The organism is bacterium, assembly GCA_021372615.1.
In the GTDB taxonomy this organism is placed as follows: Bacteria; Armatimonadota; Zipacnadia; order Zipacnadales; family UBA11051; genus JAJFUB01.
This window is the reverse complement of the sequence record JAJFUB010000141.1, coordinates 1-16,641: the sequence shown is the minus strand read 5'-3', so window position 1 is coordinate 16,641 and position 16,641 is coordinate 1. Positions and strand designations below refer to the sequence as shown.

Sequence of the window (16,641 nt, the reverse complement as noted above, 5' to 3'; positions counted from 1 at the left end):
CAATACTGCCTCGTTCTCAGCACTTCACCGGACCTAGCCGTCCCCGTACCTGGTCCTCCACCAGTGGAAGAAGCTCTCCTCGTCGCGGATGCTCTGCTCCAGCACGGCCTCGTAGACATGCACAGACAGCAGTGTCTTGCGGTATCTCTCGTCGCGGCAGCACGCCTCTTTGAGCGCCAGGATATAGCTGCGCGTCTCGTCATTCAGGCGGCTCTGCCATAGTCGGCGCTTGGCGCCGGCCTGCGCTTCAAACTCCTCGGCGCGCGCGGTCCAGATGTCGAGCTTCCAGACCTCCGGATCGTCCTTCGGCGTTGCCTCCACACGATCCGGTGGCGCCACCCGTAGCCCGCAGTACAGGCCGTAGTCCTTGAAAGCTTGTTCGCGGTAGTGGTTCACGCACTGCAGCCGCGTGCACCACCCGGTCTGTGCGAAGCGCGTGCAGGTCTGCCAGTACGTGTCCCAGTCGGGCTCGGCGTACCGCTCGAAGTCCAGATCGCGCCACACCATCGTGTGCATGGCGTAGCTACCGACCGGCCCGAACCCACGCCGCTTGAGAATCGCTCCGATGCCCGAAGCCTGCAGCATCTCATCGGCCTCGCGGCGCAACCCCTCATCGAGTGCAAACAGCCGCTCCGCATCCCTGTGCATACGCATCATCCTCCCCCTCGCGCCGGTGGTCCGCCGTCACGCCCTTCCCTGACCCGCAGTCCCCAATCCCTAGTGCGTGTCCAGCGCCTCTTCCGTGTCGCCGGGCAGGAACTCCACCAGCGGCGGCTTCTGGTCGCAATCCATGCCGGCGACGACGCTGAAGAGGTCCCTGGTCTCGGCGGCCAGCTTCGTGTTCAGGGCCCGCAGCGGGATGCCCACGGGACAGGCCCGGTCGCAGGCGCCGCAGCCCACACAGCGGCCGGCCAGGTGCATCGCCCGGCCCATGTGGAACATGCGGTTCTCATCGAGCCCGACCATCCGCGTCACGTACTGCGGCGTGTCCTGGATGGCAAAGCAGGTCGTGCAATAGCACATCGGGCAGCCGCGCACGCAGGCGAAGCAGCGGATGCAGCGGCCAAACTGCTCCGTGAAGAACGCCTCGCGCTCCTCGGGGCTCATCGCCTCGATGCGGTCGGCCAGCTCGCGGAACTTCGCCTCGTCGCGCGGCGGGATCTCCTCGCCGATCAGCTCGTCATGCAGGACCGGGGTGGGGGAGAGGCAGCCGAGGCATTCGTCGCGGAGCAGGTCGCTCGCGGGCAGGCGCACTTCCTCCTCGCCCATCTGCACGACCACCGCGTCGCCCTCCACGGCCAGTTCCGTCACGTCCGCCAGGCGCACACCCTCGGTGGCGGCCAGCTTGTCGGTGTCCACGAGGCCCTCGCACGGCACGCCGATCAGGTGGAGGTCCTCCCGCTTGAGCTGGTTCTCATTGCACAGGACCGCGACTGCCCGCGCATCGCAGCCCTTCACGACCACAGCGGTCTTGCCCGGGCGCTTGCGCAGGTAGTTGGCGAGATTCTGGGCGCAGGTACAGTCGAAGATGAGGTCATCGCACTCGTCCGGCTGGGTGACGAAGGCGGGCGTGGAGCGGTGGGCTTCAGTGCCGCGCTTGTAGCCGATGACGCTGGCGACCTGCTCGGACTGCAGCAGCTCCCTGGCGCGTTCGCGGATTCTCTCGGTCTTGGGGTTCATGTTTCTATCTTGCATTGGGGGTGTGGGAGCGGTCCCCGACCGCGACCCGTCGCGGTCGGTGACCGCTCCCACACCGAATCATCGCTCAGGTTCATGTTCCGGGCAGCATTCGCCGCCTACGTCCTCGCATTCTGGCATGGCCTCGAAGCGCTCCGCCAGTTCGGGCCGGAAGGGCCCCAGCGGCCGGATCTCCTCGACCATCTCGTTGATGACCTGGGCGAACTCCTTGCCCTCGGACGCCGAGACCCACAGCGCCTTGAAGCGCTCTTTGGGGATGCCGACGTACTCGACGAGCCGCTTGAGCAGCGACATGCGCCGGCGGGCATAGTAGTTGCCCTCGGCGTAGTGGCAGTCGCCCGGGTGGCAGCCCAGGACGATGACACCGTCGGCGCCGCGCGCAAAGGCGCGCAGCACGAACAGGGGGTCGGCCCGTCCCGAGCACGGTACGCGCACCACGCGGATGTTGGGTGGGTAGTTCAGGCGCGACGAGCCGGCCAGGTCCGCGCCCGCATAGCTGCACCAGTAGCACAGAATGCCCACGATGCGCGGCTGCCATTCCTCGGCGGCGCCAGGCTGCTCCTCGACTTCGGTTGCGGTCTCAGTGGCCATGCGGTCTCAATCACGTCTGTAGTGCGGGCTTCCAGCCCGGCAGCAGCGGAGAGCGCGGGCTGTAAGCCCGCACTGCCCCGCGGTTGTCTCTACACGCTCAGCACATCCAGCTCCGCGAGGATCTGGTCATCGGTGAAGCCCTTGAGGCTGATGCTGCCGGACGGGCAGGCGGCGGCGCAGGTGCCGCAGCCCTCGCACACGCCCTCGTTCACCGACGCCACGATGCGCTTCTCGCCGGTCTTCGGGTTCTCGAGCGTCTTCTCCTCGATGGCCTTGAACGGGCACACGCGCACGCAGTTCAGACAGCCCACGCAGCTCCTCTCGTCCACTTCGGAGACGATAGGCTCGGACTGCAGCGTCTCCCGAGCGAACATGGCGGCCACCTTCGCCGCCGCTGCTCCGCCGGAAGCGACCGAGTCGGGGATGTCGCGCGGGAAGAGGCAGGCCCCGGCGAGGAAGATGCCCGCCGTCAGCGTCTCAGCCGGGCGCAGCTTGGGGTGGGCCTCGGTGAAGAAGCCGTGGGCATCGGTGTTGATGTTCAGCATCCGCGCCAGGTCGCGCGCTTCGGGGCGGGCCAGGACGGGTGTCGCCAGCACGACCAGGTCGGCGTCCACCTCGACTTGCTTGCCCAGGAGGCTGTCCACGCCGGCCACCACGAGGTGGCCATCCATCGGATAGATGCGCGACACGCGCCCCCGCACGTACTCGGCCTTGAACTCCTGCTGGGTGCGCTCGATGAACTCCTCGTAGCCCTTCCCGGTGGCCCGGATGTCGATGTAGGAGATGTACACCTGGATGTCCGGGTACTTCTCCTTGAGCAGTAGCGCGTGCTTGGCGGTGTACATGCAGCACACCTTGGAGCAGTACGGTACGCCACGCGTCTCGTCGCGCGAACCCGCGCACTGGATGAAGACGATGGTCCTGGGTTCCTGGCCGTCCGAGGGGCGCTCCAGGTGCCCGCCGGTCGGGCCGCACACATTCAGCAGCCGCTCGAACTGCAGGCTGGTGACGATGTCGGGATGGTTGCCGTACATGTACTCACCGTACAGCTTGCCCGGCTCGACGTCGAAGCCCGTGGCGACCACGATGGCCCCGACTTCCTCGGTGACCAGCTTGTCCTCGTCCTGGTAGTTGATGCACTGCTTGGGGCAGACCTTGGCGCAGTTGCCGCACTTGCCCTTGGTCAGCATGATGCAGTTGTCTTTGTCAATGACCGGCACGTTGGGCACGGCCTGCGGGAAGGGCGTGTAGATGGCGGTGCGGTTGCCCAGGTGGGCCTGGAAGTCGCTGGGGATCTTCTTGACCGGGCACTTCTCCACGCACTGCCCACAGCCGACGCAGGCCTCCAGGTCCACATAGCGCGCCTTCTGCCGGATGGTCACCTGGAAGTTGCCGACATACCCCTCGACCTTCTCCACTTCGGACCACGTCATCAGCTTGATGTTCGGGTGCTGGGCGACCTCGACCATCTTGGGGGTGAGGATGCACGCCGCGCAGTCCAGGGTGGGGAAGGTCTTGTCGAACTGCGACATGCGCCCACCGACCGAGGGCGACTTCTCGACCAGGATGACCTCATAGCCGGCGTCGGCGATGTCGAGCGCGGCCTGGATGCCCGCGATGCCTGCGCCGATGACCAGCGCCCGGCGCGTGATCGGCAGCTCCGTGCTGTGCAGCGGCACATTACGCTGCACCTTCACGACCGCCGCCCGGACCAGGTCGAGGGCCTTGGGCGTGGCCTTCGCCATGTCCTTGTGCACCCACGAGCAATGCTCGCGAATGTTGGCCATCTCCATCAGGTAGGGGTTCAGGCCGGCTTCGGCGACACAGCGGCGGAAGGTCGGCTCATGCAGCCGAGGCGAGCACGAGGCCACGACGATGCTATCCAGCTTGTGCTCCTCGATGGCCTTGCGCACCAGCTCCTGGCCGGGCGCGGAGCACATGTACTGGTAGTCCTGGGCGTGCACGACGCCAGGCATCGCCTTGATCTGCTCGGCGACGCTGGCGACGTCCACGGTCTTGGCTATGTTGCTGCCACAGTGGCAGATGAAAACACCGGTGCGTGGCATAGGTTATCCTTCAGTGTTGCCCGGCCCGCCGGTCTCGGGACCTTCAGCCTGCATTGGGCGCGCCGACATCTGCTGGAGCAACTCCTCTACCTGGGCCTTGAAGGGCGGCACATCCAGCCGCGCGATGTCCCAGATCTCGTGCAGGTCGAGACGGTCGTAGCGATGGATGATCACATCACGGAGCTTGGTGATCTGGCTCCACGGCAATCCCGGCCCAAGACCACGCGTCTCGGCAGACAGGCGCTTGATTGCCTCGCCCATGGTGGCGAGGTTCATCAGCACTGCGTCTCGCACGGTCTCGCTGGCGCGGAACTCCGCCTCGCCCCTCGCCACTTCCTCTTCGAGTCGGGCGATGCACTTGAGTATGTGGCTCAGGTAGACGCGCTCATCCTTCACAGGGCGGCAGCTTCCCTTCGTACCTGCTCCTGTATCAGGGGCTCGAGACTCCTGTCTGAACAGACGTCCACCTGGCGTCCCAGCAACTCCTCGAGCTCGACCATGAAGGTCAGTCGCTCCATGAGCCGCACTCCCGGCTCAAACTCCACCAGGAAGTCCACATCGCTCTCCGGCCCGTCCTCCCCTCGCACCGCCGACCCGAACACGCGCACGTTATGGGCCTTGTGCTTGGCGGCCAGGGCCAGGATCTCCTCCCGCTTCTCGTGCAACAGCTCACGGGTTGTCATCTGCTGTCGCTCCGGCTAGTGCTCCGCCGCCGTCTCCTTCACCGCCAGCGCCGGGCGCACGTCTACCAGGTGGCGCCCCAGCCCCAGTTCGCCGGCCGAGGCTCCCAGCGCCAGTCCCACCACGTCGCTGATGTAAAGCACCGGCAGCGGCTGAGCCGCAGGCGAGGTGTCGCCCTGGCGGCTCTCCAGGTTCATGCTGCAGAGCTGACACGCCGTCACAATGGCCTCCGCCCCGGCGTGCTTCGCCATCTTCACAATGCGGGTCACGAGTGTCTCGGCCACCGGCTGCATGGTCCCGGCCAGGCCCCCGCTGCAGCAGTCCATCTTGCCGTACCACTCGACCGGCTCGGCGCCAATCGCCTCCATGACCGCTTCCATGGACGTCGGTTGTTCCGGGTCGTCAAACGTGTCCATGTCCGCCGGGCGCAGCAGCAGGCAGCCGTAATACGCCGCGAGCTTCAGGCCGGTGAGGGGCTGCTTCACCTGCTCGCGCAGCGCGTCCAGGCCCACCACATCGCGGAGCAGCTCCACGGTGTTGACGACCCGCACGGCCAGCTCGCGCTCGCCGATCCCCAACTCCTCCGCCAGCTTCGGCTCGCGCTTGAGGTCGCGCAGCGCCACCTTGACGCGGTTGTAGCAGGCCGCGCACGGGGCGAACAGCGGGCGGTCGAACTCCGCCGCCAGCTTCAGTGTCAGCGCTGACAGCGCCGTGGCCGCCTCGTGGCCGAGCATGACACCCGCCGAGCTGGCCCCGCAGCACGTCCAGCCCTTCAACTCCACCAGCTCGACACCCAGCAGCCGGCACATGGCCGCGATGGACTCGGCGTATTCCTTGCCGGTCGAGGCCAGCGAGCATCCGGGATAGTAACTAACCTGTATCATGATCGCCTTGTGTGTCGTGTGTCTGTGGGAACGGTCACCGAGTGTGTCGTATGTCTGTGGGAGCGGTCACCGACCGCGACCCTCCCTACGCTGCCTCGGCATCGCGCTTCAGGATGGCCCGCACCTTGCGCGCGCTGCGCTCCACCCAGTGCGGCAGGAGCCCCAGGCGCCCCTTGCCAAAGAGCATGCCGCCCAGGAGAATGTCGCGGAAGCGCTGGGCGGAGTTGCGCAGCTTGGTCAGGCTCATCACCTCGACCTCGTGTGCGCGCCCCCAACGGCCCATGGACTCCATGAAGGCCCGGTGGAAGGCGGCGACGCCGGGGTCCTTGGGGCGGCGGTGCTCGCGCACGCATACCCGCGCCAGCGCCTTGTTCACCCGCGCCATGTCAATGTCGCGTGGGCAGCGGCTGGCGCACGTCTCGCAGCCGGCGCAATACCAGATGGCGTTCGCGTCCAGAGCCAGGTCTTTGAGCCCCAGTTGCACCGCGCGGATGACCTGGTTGGGCATCAGGTCCATGGCCCGCGCCATGGGGCAGCCGGCGGTGCACTTGCCGCACTGGTAGCAGGCCTCGATCTCCTGGCCACTGGCCTGCGCTATCGCGTCACAGAAGCCTTCCGTGGCCTCCAGGGGTTTGTCTTCGCCAACGATTCGCATCGGGGTTCCTTGGGGAGAGATACCCGGCGAGTCTACACTTTCCATGGCAGATGGGTCAAGTTCCGGCCCCGCACTGCCCCTCGTCCCCCTGCTCTAGTAACGCCGTGGCTTCTCCCGCTCGCCTCCCCGGCACCCGGTTCAGCCAGGAGGTCTCCATGCTAGATACTGAGAATCGCCTACGATAGGGAACCATTCCCCGAGGACGGGGCGTTTGGGACAGAGAACCGGAGCGGCCAGCGCCGGGCCGGTCGTTCGTGCTGACCTCACCGATTGCATTCTCACAGGCTGTGTCTGTTCGCCGGACAGGACAGGCGCCGCCGGGAGGTGTTCAGAACATCGCCTTTGCTATCCGCACCGACAATCTGCGCAAGGTCTACGGCCACGATGCCGAAGGCCGGGACGTCGGGCTGTTGGACCTGTCCCTGGAAGTGGAGGAGGGCCAGATCTTCGGGCTTGTGGGGCCGAACGGTTCGGGCAAGACGACGACCCTCAAGCTCCTGCTCGGGCTGATCTTCCCCGACAGCGGCAGCGGGGAGATCCTGGGCCTCAAGGTCGGCGACCCGGCGAGCCGCGAGCGCATCGGCTTCCTGCCCGAGGAGCCCTACTACTACGATCACCTCAACGCCATCGAGCTGCTGCGCTTCTATGGCGGGCTGTTCGGCATGGGTGGGGCGCCCCTCGAAGAGCGCATCAAGGAGCTGCTGGACCTGGTGGGCATGTGGGACCGGCGGTACATCCGCGTGCGCAACTACTCGCGCGGGATGCGCCAGCGCATCGGCGTAGCCCAGGCACTCATCAACGAGCCCGACCTGGTGTTCATGGATGAGCCCACCTCCGGCCTCGACCCCATCGGCGCCATGCAGATCCGCGAGGTCATCATCAAGATCCGCGAGCAGGGCAAGACCGTCTTTCTGTGCTCCCACCTGCTCAAGGAGATGGAGCCGCTGTGTGACAACGTGGCGATCCTGGCACGCGGCCAGCTCAAGGCCATGGGGCATGTGGGTGAGCTGCTGGCCGGCGGCGACCAGTTCATGGTCACCGCTCAGGATGTGCCTCCGACCATCACTGCGCAGCTCCAGAGCCTGACCGACCGCGCCCACCTGGAGGGCCGGGCCCTCACCGCCTACTTCGCCGATCAGGCCAAGGCACTGCAGGGCGGGGAAGTCGTGCGGAGCGCGGGCGGCACCATCACCTTCCTGGGCCCCCAGCGCCGCAGCCTCGAAGAAGTGTTCATCGAAAAAGTCGGGGAGGAGACCCGGTAATGCGCCCGATCTTCCGTGTCGCCAAAGCAACCTTCCACGAGGCCTGGCGCCGCAAGTTCCTGAATACCATTCTGGTCTTCGCCATCCTCATCATCGGCTGCTCGTGGGTCTTCGCCTACCTGCAGCCCGGCGCCGAGCTCAAGATGATCATTGACGTGTCGCTCGGCTCCATCCGCTTCTTCGGCATGCTCATCGCGGTGTTCATGGGCACCCGCCTGATCCCTGATGAGATCGAGAAGCGTACCATCCACACGATCCTGACCAAGCCGGTCAGCCGCGCCCAGTTCCTCTTCGGGAAGTTCCTCGGCGGCATCGCAACCATCCTCGTCAACGTGCTGCTGATGGGCGCCGCCTTCGTCATCGTGTTCGCCATCAAGGCCCCGCAGTTCAAGAACCTGGCCGAAGGCGCCATGGGCATGGAGTTCATCTTCGGCAACATCATCAAGTCCATCATCCTGTCCTTCTTCGAGGTGTCCGTCGTCATGGCCATCGCCGTCACCGCCTCCACGGTCTTCTCGTGGATCGTGGCGACGATCTTCACGTTCTTCGTCTACTTCGTGGGCCAGATGTCCGAGTTCTTCAACCAGCTCGCTAACCCCGAGCGCGACATCCCGTACATCGCGAAGGCCTTCCTGGGTGTGATCTACAAGCTGCTGCCGCACTTTGAGATCTTCGACATCCGCGAAGCCATCATGAAGGACCAGTTCATGCCCTGGGATGTGATGGGCAAGATTGTGGCCCAGGGCCTGGCCTACATCCTGATCGTCATTCTGATCGGGTACCTGACGTTCAATGAGCGCGAAGTGTAGGCGGAGCGCACGGTGTCGGAGCGGTCACCGACCGCGACCCGCCGTGGCAGTCCCATCCGTACAACCCTAACGGTGACAGACATGCCCTCAAAGACCAGGAAGTACATCGGCTGGGCCATCGTCGTGGCCGGAATCATCGCCCTCCAGCCGCTTAGCCGCAGCGTAGCGGTGGATCGCCTGATCCTGGGCGTCAACCCCCCGACGCCCTGGACACGCATCCTCGCCCGCAGCAGCCAGGACCCTGAGTTGGCCGTCACCGGCGTCACCGGCGTGATCGTCGGCGCCATTCTGGGCGGCTTCCGCGAAGTGGCCGCCTCGATGCTGTGGATGAAGACCGACGCGCTGTGGGACAAGGGTGAGGGGACGCACGTGCAGGCCCTGTGGACCATGCGTCTGACCACGCTGCTCGATCCGCACTGGCTGGAGCCCTGGCGCATTACCGGCTGGCACCTGGCCTACAACATGTTCGTCGAGACCGACAAGCCCGAGGAGAAGGCCAAGTTCCTGCAGATGGGTGTGGACAGCCTCAAAGAGGGTGTCTCGTGGAACCCGGACCGCTACGACCTGTACTTCGAGTTGGGCTGGACCTACTTCGACAAGGTCCGCGACTATGAGAACGCGGTGAAGTGGCTGCAGGCCTCCATCGAGTTCCCGCATCCGGAGTACATTGACCGCCTCATCGCCCACGCGCTGGAGCGCCAGCCGGACATGCCGCGTGCCCTGGACTGGTACGACTACTGCCTCAAGCGCAACCCCACCGATGGCACGGCGGCCGGGGCCACCATGACGATCCGCGAGCGCTACCTGCCCGCCTGGCGCCTGATGGAAGAGGGCAAGTATGACGCGGCTGTCGCCCACATTGACAAGTGGCTGCTCGTGGAGCCCAACAACACCCTCGGCCTGCACATGAAGGCGCACATCCTCGAGCAGGCCAAGCGCACCGATGAGGCACTTGAGGTGTGGAAGCTGGCTGCGGCCAGCAGCGCGCTGAACGCCCACGCACAGACCAAGGTGGTCGAGCTGTCCCAGAAGCTGGGCAAGCCCGTGCCGCCAGTGGCGCAGGCCCTCTTCATGCAGCAGGCGCGCCGTCAGATGAAGTTCGAGATGCCCAAGGAGTGACGCCACGACGGCAGGCCAAGGCAAAGGAACGGGCCCGGCGAAGAGTAGCCGGGCCCTGCTGTTTGTGCCGTATGCGCCCCGCCGTCTCACCGCCCGGGCTACTCCCCGCTCAGCTCTTGCTTGACCTCATGGGTCCGCTTCACGATCGCCTGCATGCGGGTCGTCAGGGCGGCCACCGCCTGCCGGTAGCCCTCGCTGTTCTTGGTCATCTGCTCGATGCCATCGTAGGCGGCGGAGAACTGCGCGTAACTCCAGGCCATGTCCACCATGTTGATTCCCTGCTTCCACGCCACGCTCACGACGAACTTGTCGAATCCCGGCTGGCTGGCGATGATACTCAGATCATCGCGGACTTCCTCCAGTAGTTCCGTACGCGTCTTGCCTTCCCTGCCGGCGACGTCCGCTACGTCCTTCAATGTCTGAGTGGCGCCCATCGCCTTGAACCAGGCACTGATGCGCCCCAGCCGGTCAATCAAGCCCTGGGGTTTGTCGGGCAACTTCTGGGCCAGACCGTGCATCACCTCGCAGCGCTCCGAGAGCGGCGCCACGGTCCAATCCATCAGCAGGTTGTACAGGACGCCACTGCACTTGTCCATGCCGGCACGCGCGACCAGCTCCCAGTCCTCGAACTGCCTCTGATCCTGCTGGATCGCCCCGGTCAGCTTGCCGAGCTGCGCTTTGGTCGCCTCTAGTTCGCCCTGCAGCGAGGTCAATTCCGCCAGCAACTTCCGGCGCTGCTCCGGGGTGATATCGTCCTTGACGGCGGGCTGCGGACCGGCCGGCGTCGTCTGACCGCCGAGTCCGCCTGCGCCGCCGGGAGTCGCGACTGGCCCCGACACTGCGGTCACCTTGCCCAGACTGCGGATCGCCACCACGGCCTCGTTCGTCGTGCTCGGGTCCCGGCGCGCCGTGGCCAACACCTCGCTCAACTTCAGCAGGTTGGCCACGGCCCGGGCCTCCTCGAGGCTGGCGTGCATGCGGAGGGCGGCTTGCTCCGGCGAGGCGCATGGGGTGGGCACCCGTTCCTGGGCGACTCGGGCGCTGTCCATCCGTCTGAGGTTCTCGTCTACGGCCGAGAGCGCCTCGGTGGACAGGGCCGCCGACGGCGTGGAATCGCCGGGCTTGGACAGATCGCCGAGGGAAGGAAGCTGGGTGAGATCAATCTCACCCGTCATCGCGCGAGCGCTCTTTTGCGCCAGATCGCGCGCCGCCTCCAGGTTGCCTCCGACGGCGGCGTCCGCGGCTTGCTGGGCGAGAGCGGCACTCACGACAAGCTGCCTGGCGGCGCTCGGGGTGACCACTGAGTTGGCGGACTGTGCAGCAGGATCGGCGCACCTGACGGTCAGGGGGATGGTCTGGCCATTCCGGACGACCACGATATCTGCACTCAGTCCGTCTTCCTCAGCAGACAAGGGCAGAACCCGCCCGATGTTGTCGGGCGAGGCACTGAACGTCTCCGAGCCCCACTTCACGATAACGTCGCCGGGCATGATCCCCGCGGCATCGGCGATGCCCCCGGGCACGACCCGCTGCACCAGGATACCGTTGGCCGGTGAGTCGGGCGGGGTTCCGCCGCCGCCGAAGCCGAGCGAGAAATGCGGCCCGCCGGTGGGTGACTCGGACGGGGCTTCACCCACGCCGAGCGAGAACCGCTGCCTGCCGGTGGGGGAGTCGGCCGGGGTTGCGGCGACGCCTGGGGTTACCGCGCCGCCTGGTCCACCAGAACCGTCGCCACCACCTGCCGGCTGTGCACCGGGATTGCTGGTGTTGATAGTCAGGTTAATGGTCTGCCCATCTCGAGCGACCACGATATCCACACTCAGTCCAGCTGGCAGCGTGCCTCGCGTGAGAACCGGCAGCACACGTTTCCTTGCGACGTTGGGCAACTCGGCGAGCGTCATCATGCCCCATTTCACGATAACGTCGCCGGGCTTGAGCCCCACGGCATCGGCTAGGCCTCCGGGAACAACCTGCTGCGCCAGGAGGCCTTTGGTGGTTGCGTCGGTCGGGGTCTCGACGAGGACAGCGCCGAGCGAGACCAACTGCCCGCCACCACGACCGCCGCGCTGACCTCCGGGATTGCTGGTTCCGCCGGAACTGCCGCTGCCCCTGGCGGCGGTACTGGCTTCGACTCGCTCAATCAACCGGATATGCTGCAGACAGTACGCGTTCAGCCCCGCCCCCCTCAAGTACGCAAGAGCCTCTTCCCGCGTCGCCCAGTGCCCCTGAGGCCTGCCGTAGTCCGGCCTGTCGAACTGCCCGCCTGCTTCCATGTCCCTGTCGAACTGCCTGCATGCTTCCTCGTCATAGTACATCTGCCAGTACGCATACGCATGCCCGCAAACCAGGAGCATCATGGTCAAGCAGAGAACACTCTTTCGCTTCATCGTTCCCATCGCCTTTCAATCCAGGGCAGACCCAGGCACTCCGGGGCTTGACTGACCCCCCTGGGTGACTGTGCCGCTGTGAACCATCTGGGCATATCCAAGGGGGTAGCGGGTTGTGCGACGCAAGACAGAGAGCGCAGGGGGGCGAACAGCATGTGGGCCAGAACCAGGAGAACCGAAAGTCTGCGCATGATGCGTGCCTCCGGGGGTGTCTCCGCCAGTTCCGGACTATTGTACGCGTACCGCGGGCGAGAGTCGAGTCCACACGTGCAGATAGCGGCAGTGCGGCAGGGGAACGCGTGGTGCCGCCTTGAGGAAGATGCCACAGGCCCGAGATCACTGTCGGGCCTGTGTGTGTTCGCCGACGACGAGGGCTGCTGGTTGGCGCCCGAGCTAGTTGCCGCTCGGTGCCCAGATATTGGCGACCGCCGCCGTCCCTACCCGGCTCCACGCCGCCTCCCACGCTCCGGAGACACCGCCACCCCCGCCGCCGGCCGGTGCGGGCGGGTTGAGCTGCAGCGTTCCCAGCATGTACGCGAAGGCCGGGATCAGCTTGTCGGCCTCAGCGACCTTGCCGCCCATCCGGCCCGCGAAGATCTTCCCCTGCCCGAACTGTGTCACACCGATCCAGTAGAACTTCTCCTCATTCTGCCCGGGGAACTTGCCGACCACGGTGATGATCGCCCCGATCTCGCCGATGGGCAGCGCCTGGATCTCGCGCAGGTTGGCGAGGCCGTTGGGGATGAGCATCTGCGCCAGCGCCCGCGCCCCGTCTACGTAGGTGGCGTTCTGCATCCCGGCCGGCACTTCGGCGACGGCAAAGAGCGCCCCGGCAGGGCTGTTGGGGGTATCGAAGACCTGTTGCCAGTTGGCCTGCGCGCCGTTGGGGCCGAGGAAGGCGAACGGCGTGCCCTCGATCTCGGTCATGCCGCCGGTCCAGTCACCGGGGTACTCGACGGACGCGATGTTGCCTGGCGCTGCGAACTTCTGCGGGTTGGCGGGCGGGGGATAGAGGTTGCCGGGCAGTAGCAGCGCGTCCGCCCACAGCGTCTTCTGCCGCTGCTTGTCCGCGTCGCTCGCGGCCTTCCAGTTGGCCTGCAACTGCGCCCAGGCCTGCGGCAGGGCCATGATCTGTGCCTGCGCCGTGGCGTCCATCGTGCCCCAGGTCTGCTGCACCAGCGCCGACACCCGCTGACGCTCCTCCGGCGTGGTCACGACGGACCGCGCCCACGCCTGGCTGCGGATGAAGTCCAGCATGTCGAAGTAGGCACCGATCGGGTCGGCATTGGGGTTCGGCTCACCCGCGGTGGCGCCCTGGGGTAGCCCTGCCTGGGCGGCTGGTGCCGGGCCGCCCAATCTCAGCTTCACCACCTGCGCCTCGAACGTGTCGCCGGCCTTGATCACGGAAGCGCAGTCCACTTCGCCGGTGGCGGCCCGGATCGCAGCAACCGCCTTCTCGGCGCTGTCCACCCCGGTCTTGCCGACTGCCAGGATGACATCCCCCGCCTTGTAGCCCGCCGCGGCCCCGGGCGTTCCAGGCTTCACCTCGGCAATCCCCACGCCGAGGCGGTAGCCGGTGGCGCGCTGGATGCTATCGAGGTCATCGGCGCTGAGGGTGCGGAAGACGAGGCCGGCGGCCTCAGTGGTGCCGGCGGCCGGTTGTGCCATTCCCGGAGGCACGACTGCAAGCAGCAGCAACACCGTCAGGGGGAGGGTAGTGCGCATGGGGGGCCTCCTGCGCGCAATGGAAACGTACCATCTGCAGGATAGCTGTCCGCAGGGGCGGTGTCAATCAGCGGCTGGGAGAGGCAACCTGCCCCAGCACCTCCAGCAACCGCCGCGCCGAGTCCGTCCAGTCGAAGCGCGCGGCCTGCCGCCGCCCCCGCTCGATCATCTGCCCCCGCAGCGTCTCATCGGTAAGCACCCGCTCCATTGCCGCCGTGATCTCACTGGCACGGCTCGGGTCCACGAGCAGGGCTGCCTCCCCGCACACCTCCGGCAGAGATGCCACGTTCGAGGTGATGGCCGGTGTGCCACAGGCCATCGCCTCCAGCGGCGGCAGCCCGAATCCCTCGTAGAGCGACGGGTAGACGAAGCACGACGCCATCGAGTACAGGCCGGGCAGGTCCGCATCGGCCACATAGCCGATGAACTGCACCGACTGCTCCATGCCCTGTGCCGCGGCCAGCAGCGCCTCGACCATCCAGCCACGCTTGCCGGCGATGACCAGCGGGTGTCGCCTCCGCAGGTCCGGCCGCATCTGCCCGTGCGCCTCCAGCAGGCCCTGCACATTCTTGCGTGGCTGCAGGACCCCCACCGACAGGATGTAGCCCTCGGGCAGGTCGTACTGTGCGCGCACGCGCTGCCGCTCGGCCTCGTCGGTTACAGGACGGTAGGCCGGGTCAATGGCATTGGGCACAACGTGCAGCTTGCCTGCCGCCTGCCGGTAGTGCCGCGCGATCTCACTGCGCGTGAAGTCGCTGACGGCGATGACGGCCGCGGCGCGTCGGATGGTGCCGGGGATGAAGGTGTTCAGCAGCAGGCGGTCGCGCCACGGGAAGGTGGCGGGGAGGCTCCGCCAGACGGTGTCGTGGATGATCGTGGCGAAAGGGCACGGCGAGGAGAAGGGGCCCATGTAGTGAATCAGGGCGACATCCGCACGGGCCTCACGGCACACCTTCGGGAAGGCCGATAGCATCCAGCGGTAGCCACGCGGCCGGGGAGCGACATGCACCTCGTAGGCAGGCGACCCGGGCAGCAGCCCCTCCGGCGGCGGCTCCTGGCCGATGAGCAGCAGCCTGTGGCCGTCTCCCTCCGCCAGGGGGGCCAGGGCCTTCACGAGCCCGAGCGTGACCGTTCGGTCGCCGGTCTTGGGCGAGCCCAGGGTGCGGGTATCTATGGCGATGCGCATGGGATTGCCGGTCTCCGGGGCCGCAGATGTGCACGCCAACGGTGGCGGGCTGGAAAGCCCGGGCTCCAACGGCAACGCCTGCGGCTCTGGAGAGCCGCGCTCCAACGGCAACGGCGCTACTCACGCCACCATCGCTGTTCAACGCCGCCAGGGGCGCTGCCAGTGCCCGCGCCGGGGTCGGAGAGCCTACAACTCTTGCAGGAAGGGGTTCTCCTGGAGTTCCTCGCCGATGGTCGTCGCCGGGCCGTGGCCGGGGTAGGCGACGGTCTGCGGGGTCGTGGCGGCGATCAGCTTGCGCAGCGACTCCTCCAGCGTGCCCCAGTCTCCGCCGGGCAGGTCCGTGCGGCCGACACTGCCGGCGAACAGCGTGTCACCTGTGAAGACGACCCCGTCCCCGAGGAAGCAGACACTGCCGAGCGAATGCCCCGGTGTGTGCAGGACGCGGAGGGTGATCTCCCCGACCTCGATCTGCTGACCGTCGTCGAGCGCCTCATCCGGCGCGCAGGGCTCCATGCCACCGACCATCTGCACGAAGTACGGGTGGGGGGTGGCGACGAAGTGCCAGTCCTCGGGGTGGGCGAGCACGGGGATGGCCAGCTCGCCCTGCAGCACGCGGGCGGCGGCGACGTGATCGGCGTGGCCGTGCGTGAGCAGCACGAGTTGCGGCTGCATCCCCTCGCACTGCGCGATGATCCGCTCCGGCTCACCGCCCGGGTCAATGACGACGGCCGGACCGGCGGGATCGTGGAGCACATAGCAGTTGGCTTGCAGCGGACCGACAGGGATGGTGAGTAGTTCCAGGGGCATGCGCGATCCTTCGGTGGGTGGGGCTATTCGGGTTCAAGTTCGTGGTGGCCGTCATCGGGGTCCGGCTCCATTAGCTCCGAGGCCGGGAGCATCCCGATGTCGCTGAGCGCCCCGAGACCGGCCCGCCCCCGCCAGCGGCGCAGACCGTCGCTGTAGTACTCGTCCAGGGGGCCGGTCGAGTCCACGATGCGCCCGGCGGCCTCATCGTCCTGTTGCAGCAGCATGATGTCCGCGAGTGCATAGCGGTAGACAGGGTTATCCGGCGCCAGCATGGTCGCGCGCACCAGGCCCGCCTGGGCCCGGTCGAGGCGGTTCTTGCGGATGTAGGCGGCCCCGAGACGGGCAGAGTAGAAGTCATCCACGGGCGCGCACCGGACCGCGTGCTCGTATTCGGTCACCGCGGCGTCGAAGTCACGGGTCCGCATGTGGAACTCGGCGAGCTTGTAGTGGTAGTAGCCCTCGTTGGGGGCCAGGTCGGCGGCCCGCTGGTAGTGGCCGCGGGCCTTCTCCACATTGCCGACCAGCCAGTGCACGTCGCCCAGCCGGCAGGCATACCAGTGGCGCGACGGGTCACAGGCCAGCGCCTTCTCCATGGCCTGCACGGCAGCGCGGACGCGACCGATGGTGTAATAGAACTCGCCCAGGCAGAAATGCGCTTCAGCGTGGCGGGGGTGGATCTTGAGGGCCTTGCGGTACGCCTGGTAGGCCTTGCGCGGCATCTCGGCCTCGAAGTACGCATCGCCGAGCTTCACGCGCGCATCGGGGTTGTGG

16 protein-coding genes are annotated in these 16,641 nt (G+C 66.8%); 3 read left to right on the top strand and 13 right to left on the bottom strand.

From position 1 onward, the window contains the following. Positions 1-33 precede the first annotated feature (33 nt). From LLH23_20445 to LLH23_20410, 8 genes are all read right to left on the bottom strand, one after another. Positions 34-648: a hypothetical protein gene (locus tag LLH23_20445; protein MCE5240840.1), complete on the bottom strand. Its 615-nt coding sequence runs from the start codon at positions 646-648 to the stop codon at positions 34-36. 69 nt (positions 649-717) lie between these two features. Continuing rightward, positions 718-1,680 carry a 4Fe-4S dicluster domain-containing protein gene (locus LLH23_20440; protein MCE5240839.1) on the bottom strand — a complete coding sequence of 321 codons (963 nt, stop codon included), beginning with the start codon at positions 1,678-1,680 and terminating at the stop codon, positions 718-720. A 78-nt stretch (positions 1,681-1,758) separates the two neighbouring features. Next, on the bottom strand, positions 1,759-2,289 hold the full coding sequence (locus LLH23_20435; protein ID MCE5240838.1) for a hydrogenase iron-sulfur subunit: 531 nt from the start codon (positions 2,287-2,289) through the stop codon (positions 1,759-1,761). Positions 2,290-2,378: 89 nt separating this feature from the next. Further along, positions 2,379-4,355 (bottom strand): CoB--CoM heterodisulfide reductase iron-sulfur subunit A family protein, encoded by a 1,977-nt coding sequence (locus LLH23_20430; GenBank protein MCE5240837.1) that lies wholly within the window; start codon positions 4,353-4,355, stop codon positions 2,379-2,381. Positions 4,356-4,358: 3 nt separating this feature from the next. Next, the gene (locus tag LLH23_20425) at positions 4,359-4,751 is read right to left on the bottom strand and encodes a DUF86 domain-containing protein (GenBank protein ID MCE5240836.1); all 393 of its coding nucleotides are present in this window, start codon (positions 4,749-4,751) and stop codon (positions 4,359-4,361) included. Beyond that, complete coding sequence (locus LLH23_20420) at positions 4,748-5,038, bottom strand: nucleotidyltransferase family protein (protein MCE5240835.1); 291 nt, start codon at positions 5,036-5,038, stop codon at positions 4,748-4,750. Before LLH23_20420 ends, LLH23_20425 begins: the two co-directional genes overlap by 4 nt. A 15-nt stretch (positions 5,039-5,053) precedes the next feature. Next, the gene (locus LLH23_20415) at positions 5,054-5,920 is read right to left on the bottom strand and encodes a CoB--CoM heterodisulfide reductase iron-sulfur subunit B family protein (GenBank protein ID MCE5240834.1); all 867 of its coding nucleotides are present in this window, start codon (positions 5,918-5,920) and stop codon (positions 5,054-5,056) included. 85 nt (positions 5,921-6,005) lie between these two features. Continuing rightward, entirely contained in the window at positions 6,006-6,575 is a 570-nt protein-coding gene (locus tag LLH23_20410; GenBank protein ID MCE5240833.1) for a 4Fe-4S dicluster domain-containing protein, read from the bottom strand. Positions 6,576-6,985: 410 nt separating this feature from the next. On the opposite strand from LLH23_20410, the gene LLH23_20405 reads away from it, so the two are divergent. The 3 genes from LLH23_20405 (at position 6,986) to LLH23_20395 (ending at position 9,765) form a co-directional block, all read left to right on the top strand. Further along, positions 6,986-7,837, top strand: a complete 852-nt coding sequence (locus tag LLH23_20405) for an ABC transporter ATP-binding protein (protein MCE5240832.1) — start codon at positions 6,986-6,988, stop codon at positions 7,835-7,837. After that, entirely contained in the window at positions 7,837-8,646 is an 810-nt protein-coding gene (locus LLH23_20400; protein ID MCE5240831.1) for an ABC transporter permease, read from the top strand. Before LLH23_20405 ends, LLH23_20400 begins: the two co-directional genes overlap by 1 nt. An 81-nt stretch (positions 8,647-8,727) precedes the next feature. Next, positions 8,728-9,765, top strand: coding sequence for a tetratricopeptide repeat protein (locus LLH23_20395; GenBank protein MCE5240830.1), 1,038 nt, complete (start codon positions 8,728-8,730; stop codon positions 9,763-9,765). Between the two features lie 98 nt (positions 9,766-9,863). Here the strand turns inward: LLH23_20395 and LLH23_20390 are convergent, their stop codons facing one another. From LLH23_20390 to LLH23_20370, 5 genes are all read right to left on the bottom strand, one after another. Beyond that, positions 9,864-12,122 (bottom strand): PDZ domain-containing protein, encoded by a 2,259-nt coding sequence (locus LLH23_20390; GenBank protein ID MCE5240829.1) that lies wholly within the window; start codon positions 12,120-12,122, stop codon positions 9,864-9,866. 423 nt (positions 12,123-12,545) lie between these two features. Continuing rightward, complete coding sequence (locus LLH23_20385; protein MCE5240828.1) at positions 12,546-13,877, bottom strand: PDZ domain-containing protein; 1,332 nt, start codon at positions 13,875-13,877, stop codon at positions 12,546-12,548. A 67-nt stretch (positions 13,878-13,944) separates the two neighbouring features. Further along, positions 13,945-15,063, bottom strand: a complete 1,119-nt coding sequence (locus LLH23_20380) for a glycosyltransferase family 4 protein (protein ID MCE5240827.1) — start codon at positions 15,061-15,063, stop codon at positions 13,945-13,947. 186 nt (positions 15,064-15,249) lie between these two features. Further along, a complete protein-coding gene (locus LLH23_20375; protein MCE5240826.1) occupies positions 15,250-15,870 on the bottom strand; it encodes an MBL fold metallo-hydrolase in 621 nt (206 codons plus the stop codon). A gap of 23 nt (positions 15,871-15,893) precedes the next feature. Next, a partial coding sequence (locus LLH23_20370; GenBank protein ID MCE5240825.1) for a tetratricopeptide repeat protein occupies positions 15,894-16,641 on the bottom strand: 748 nt, incomplete at its 5' end.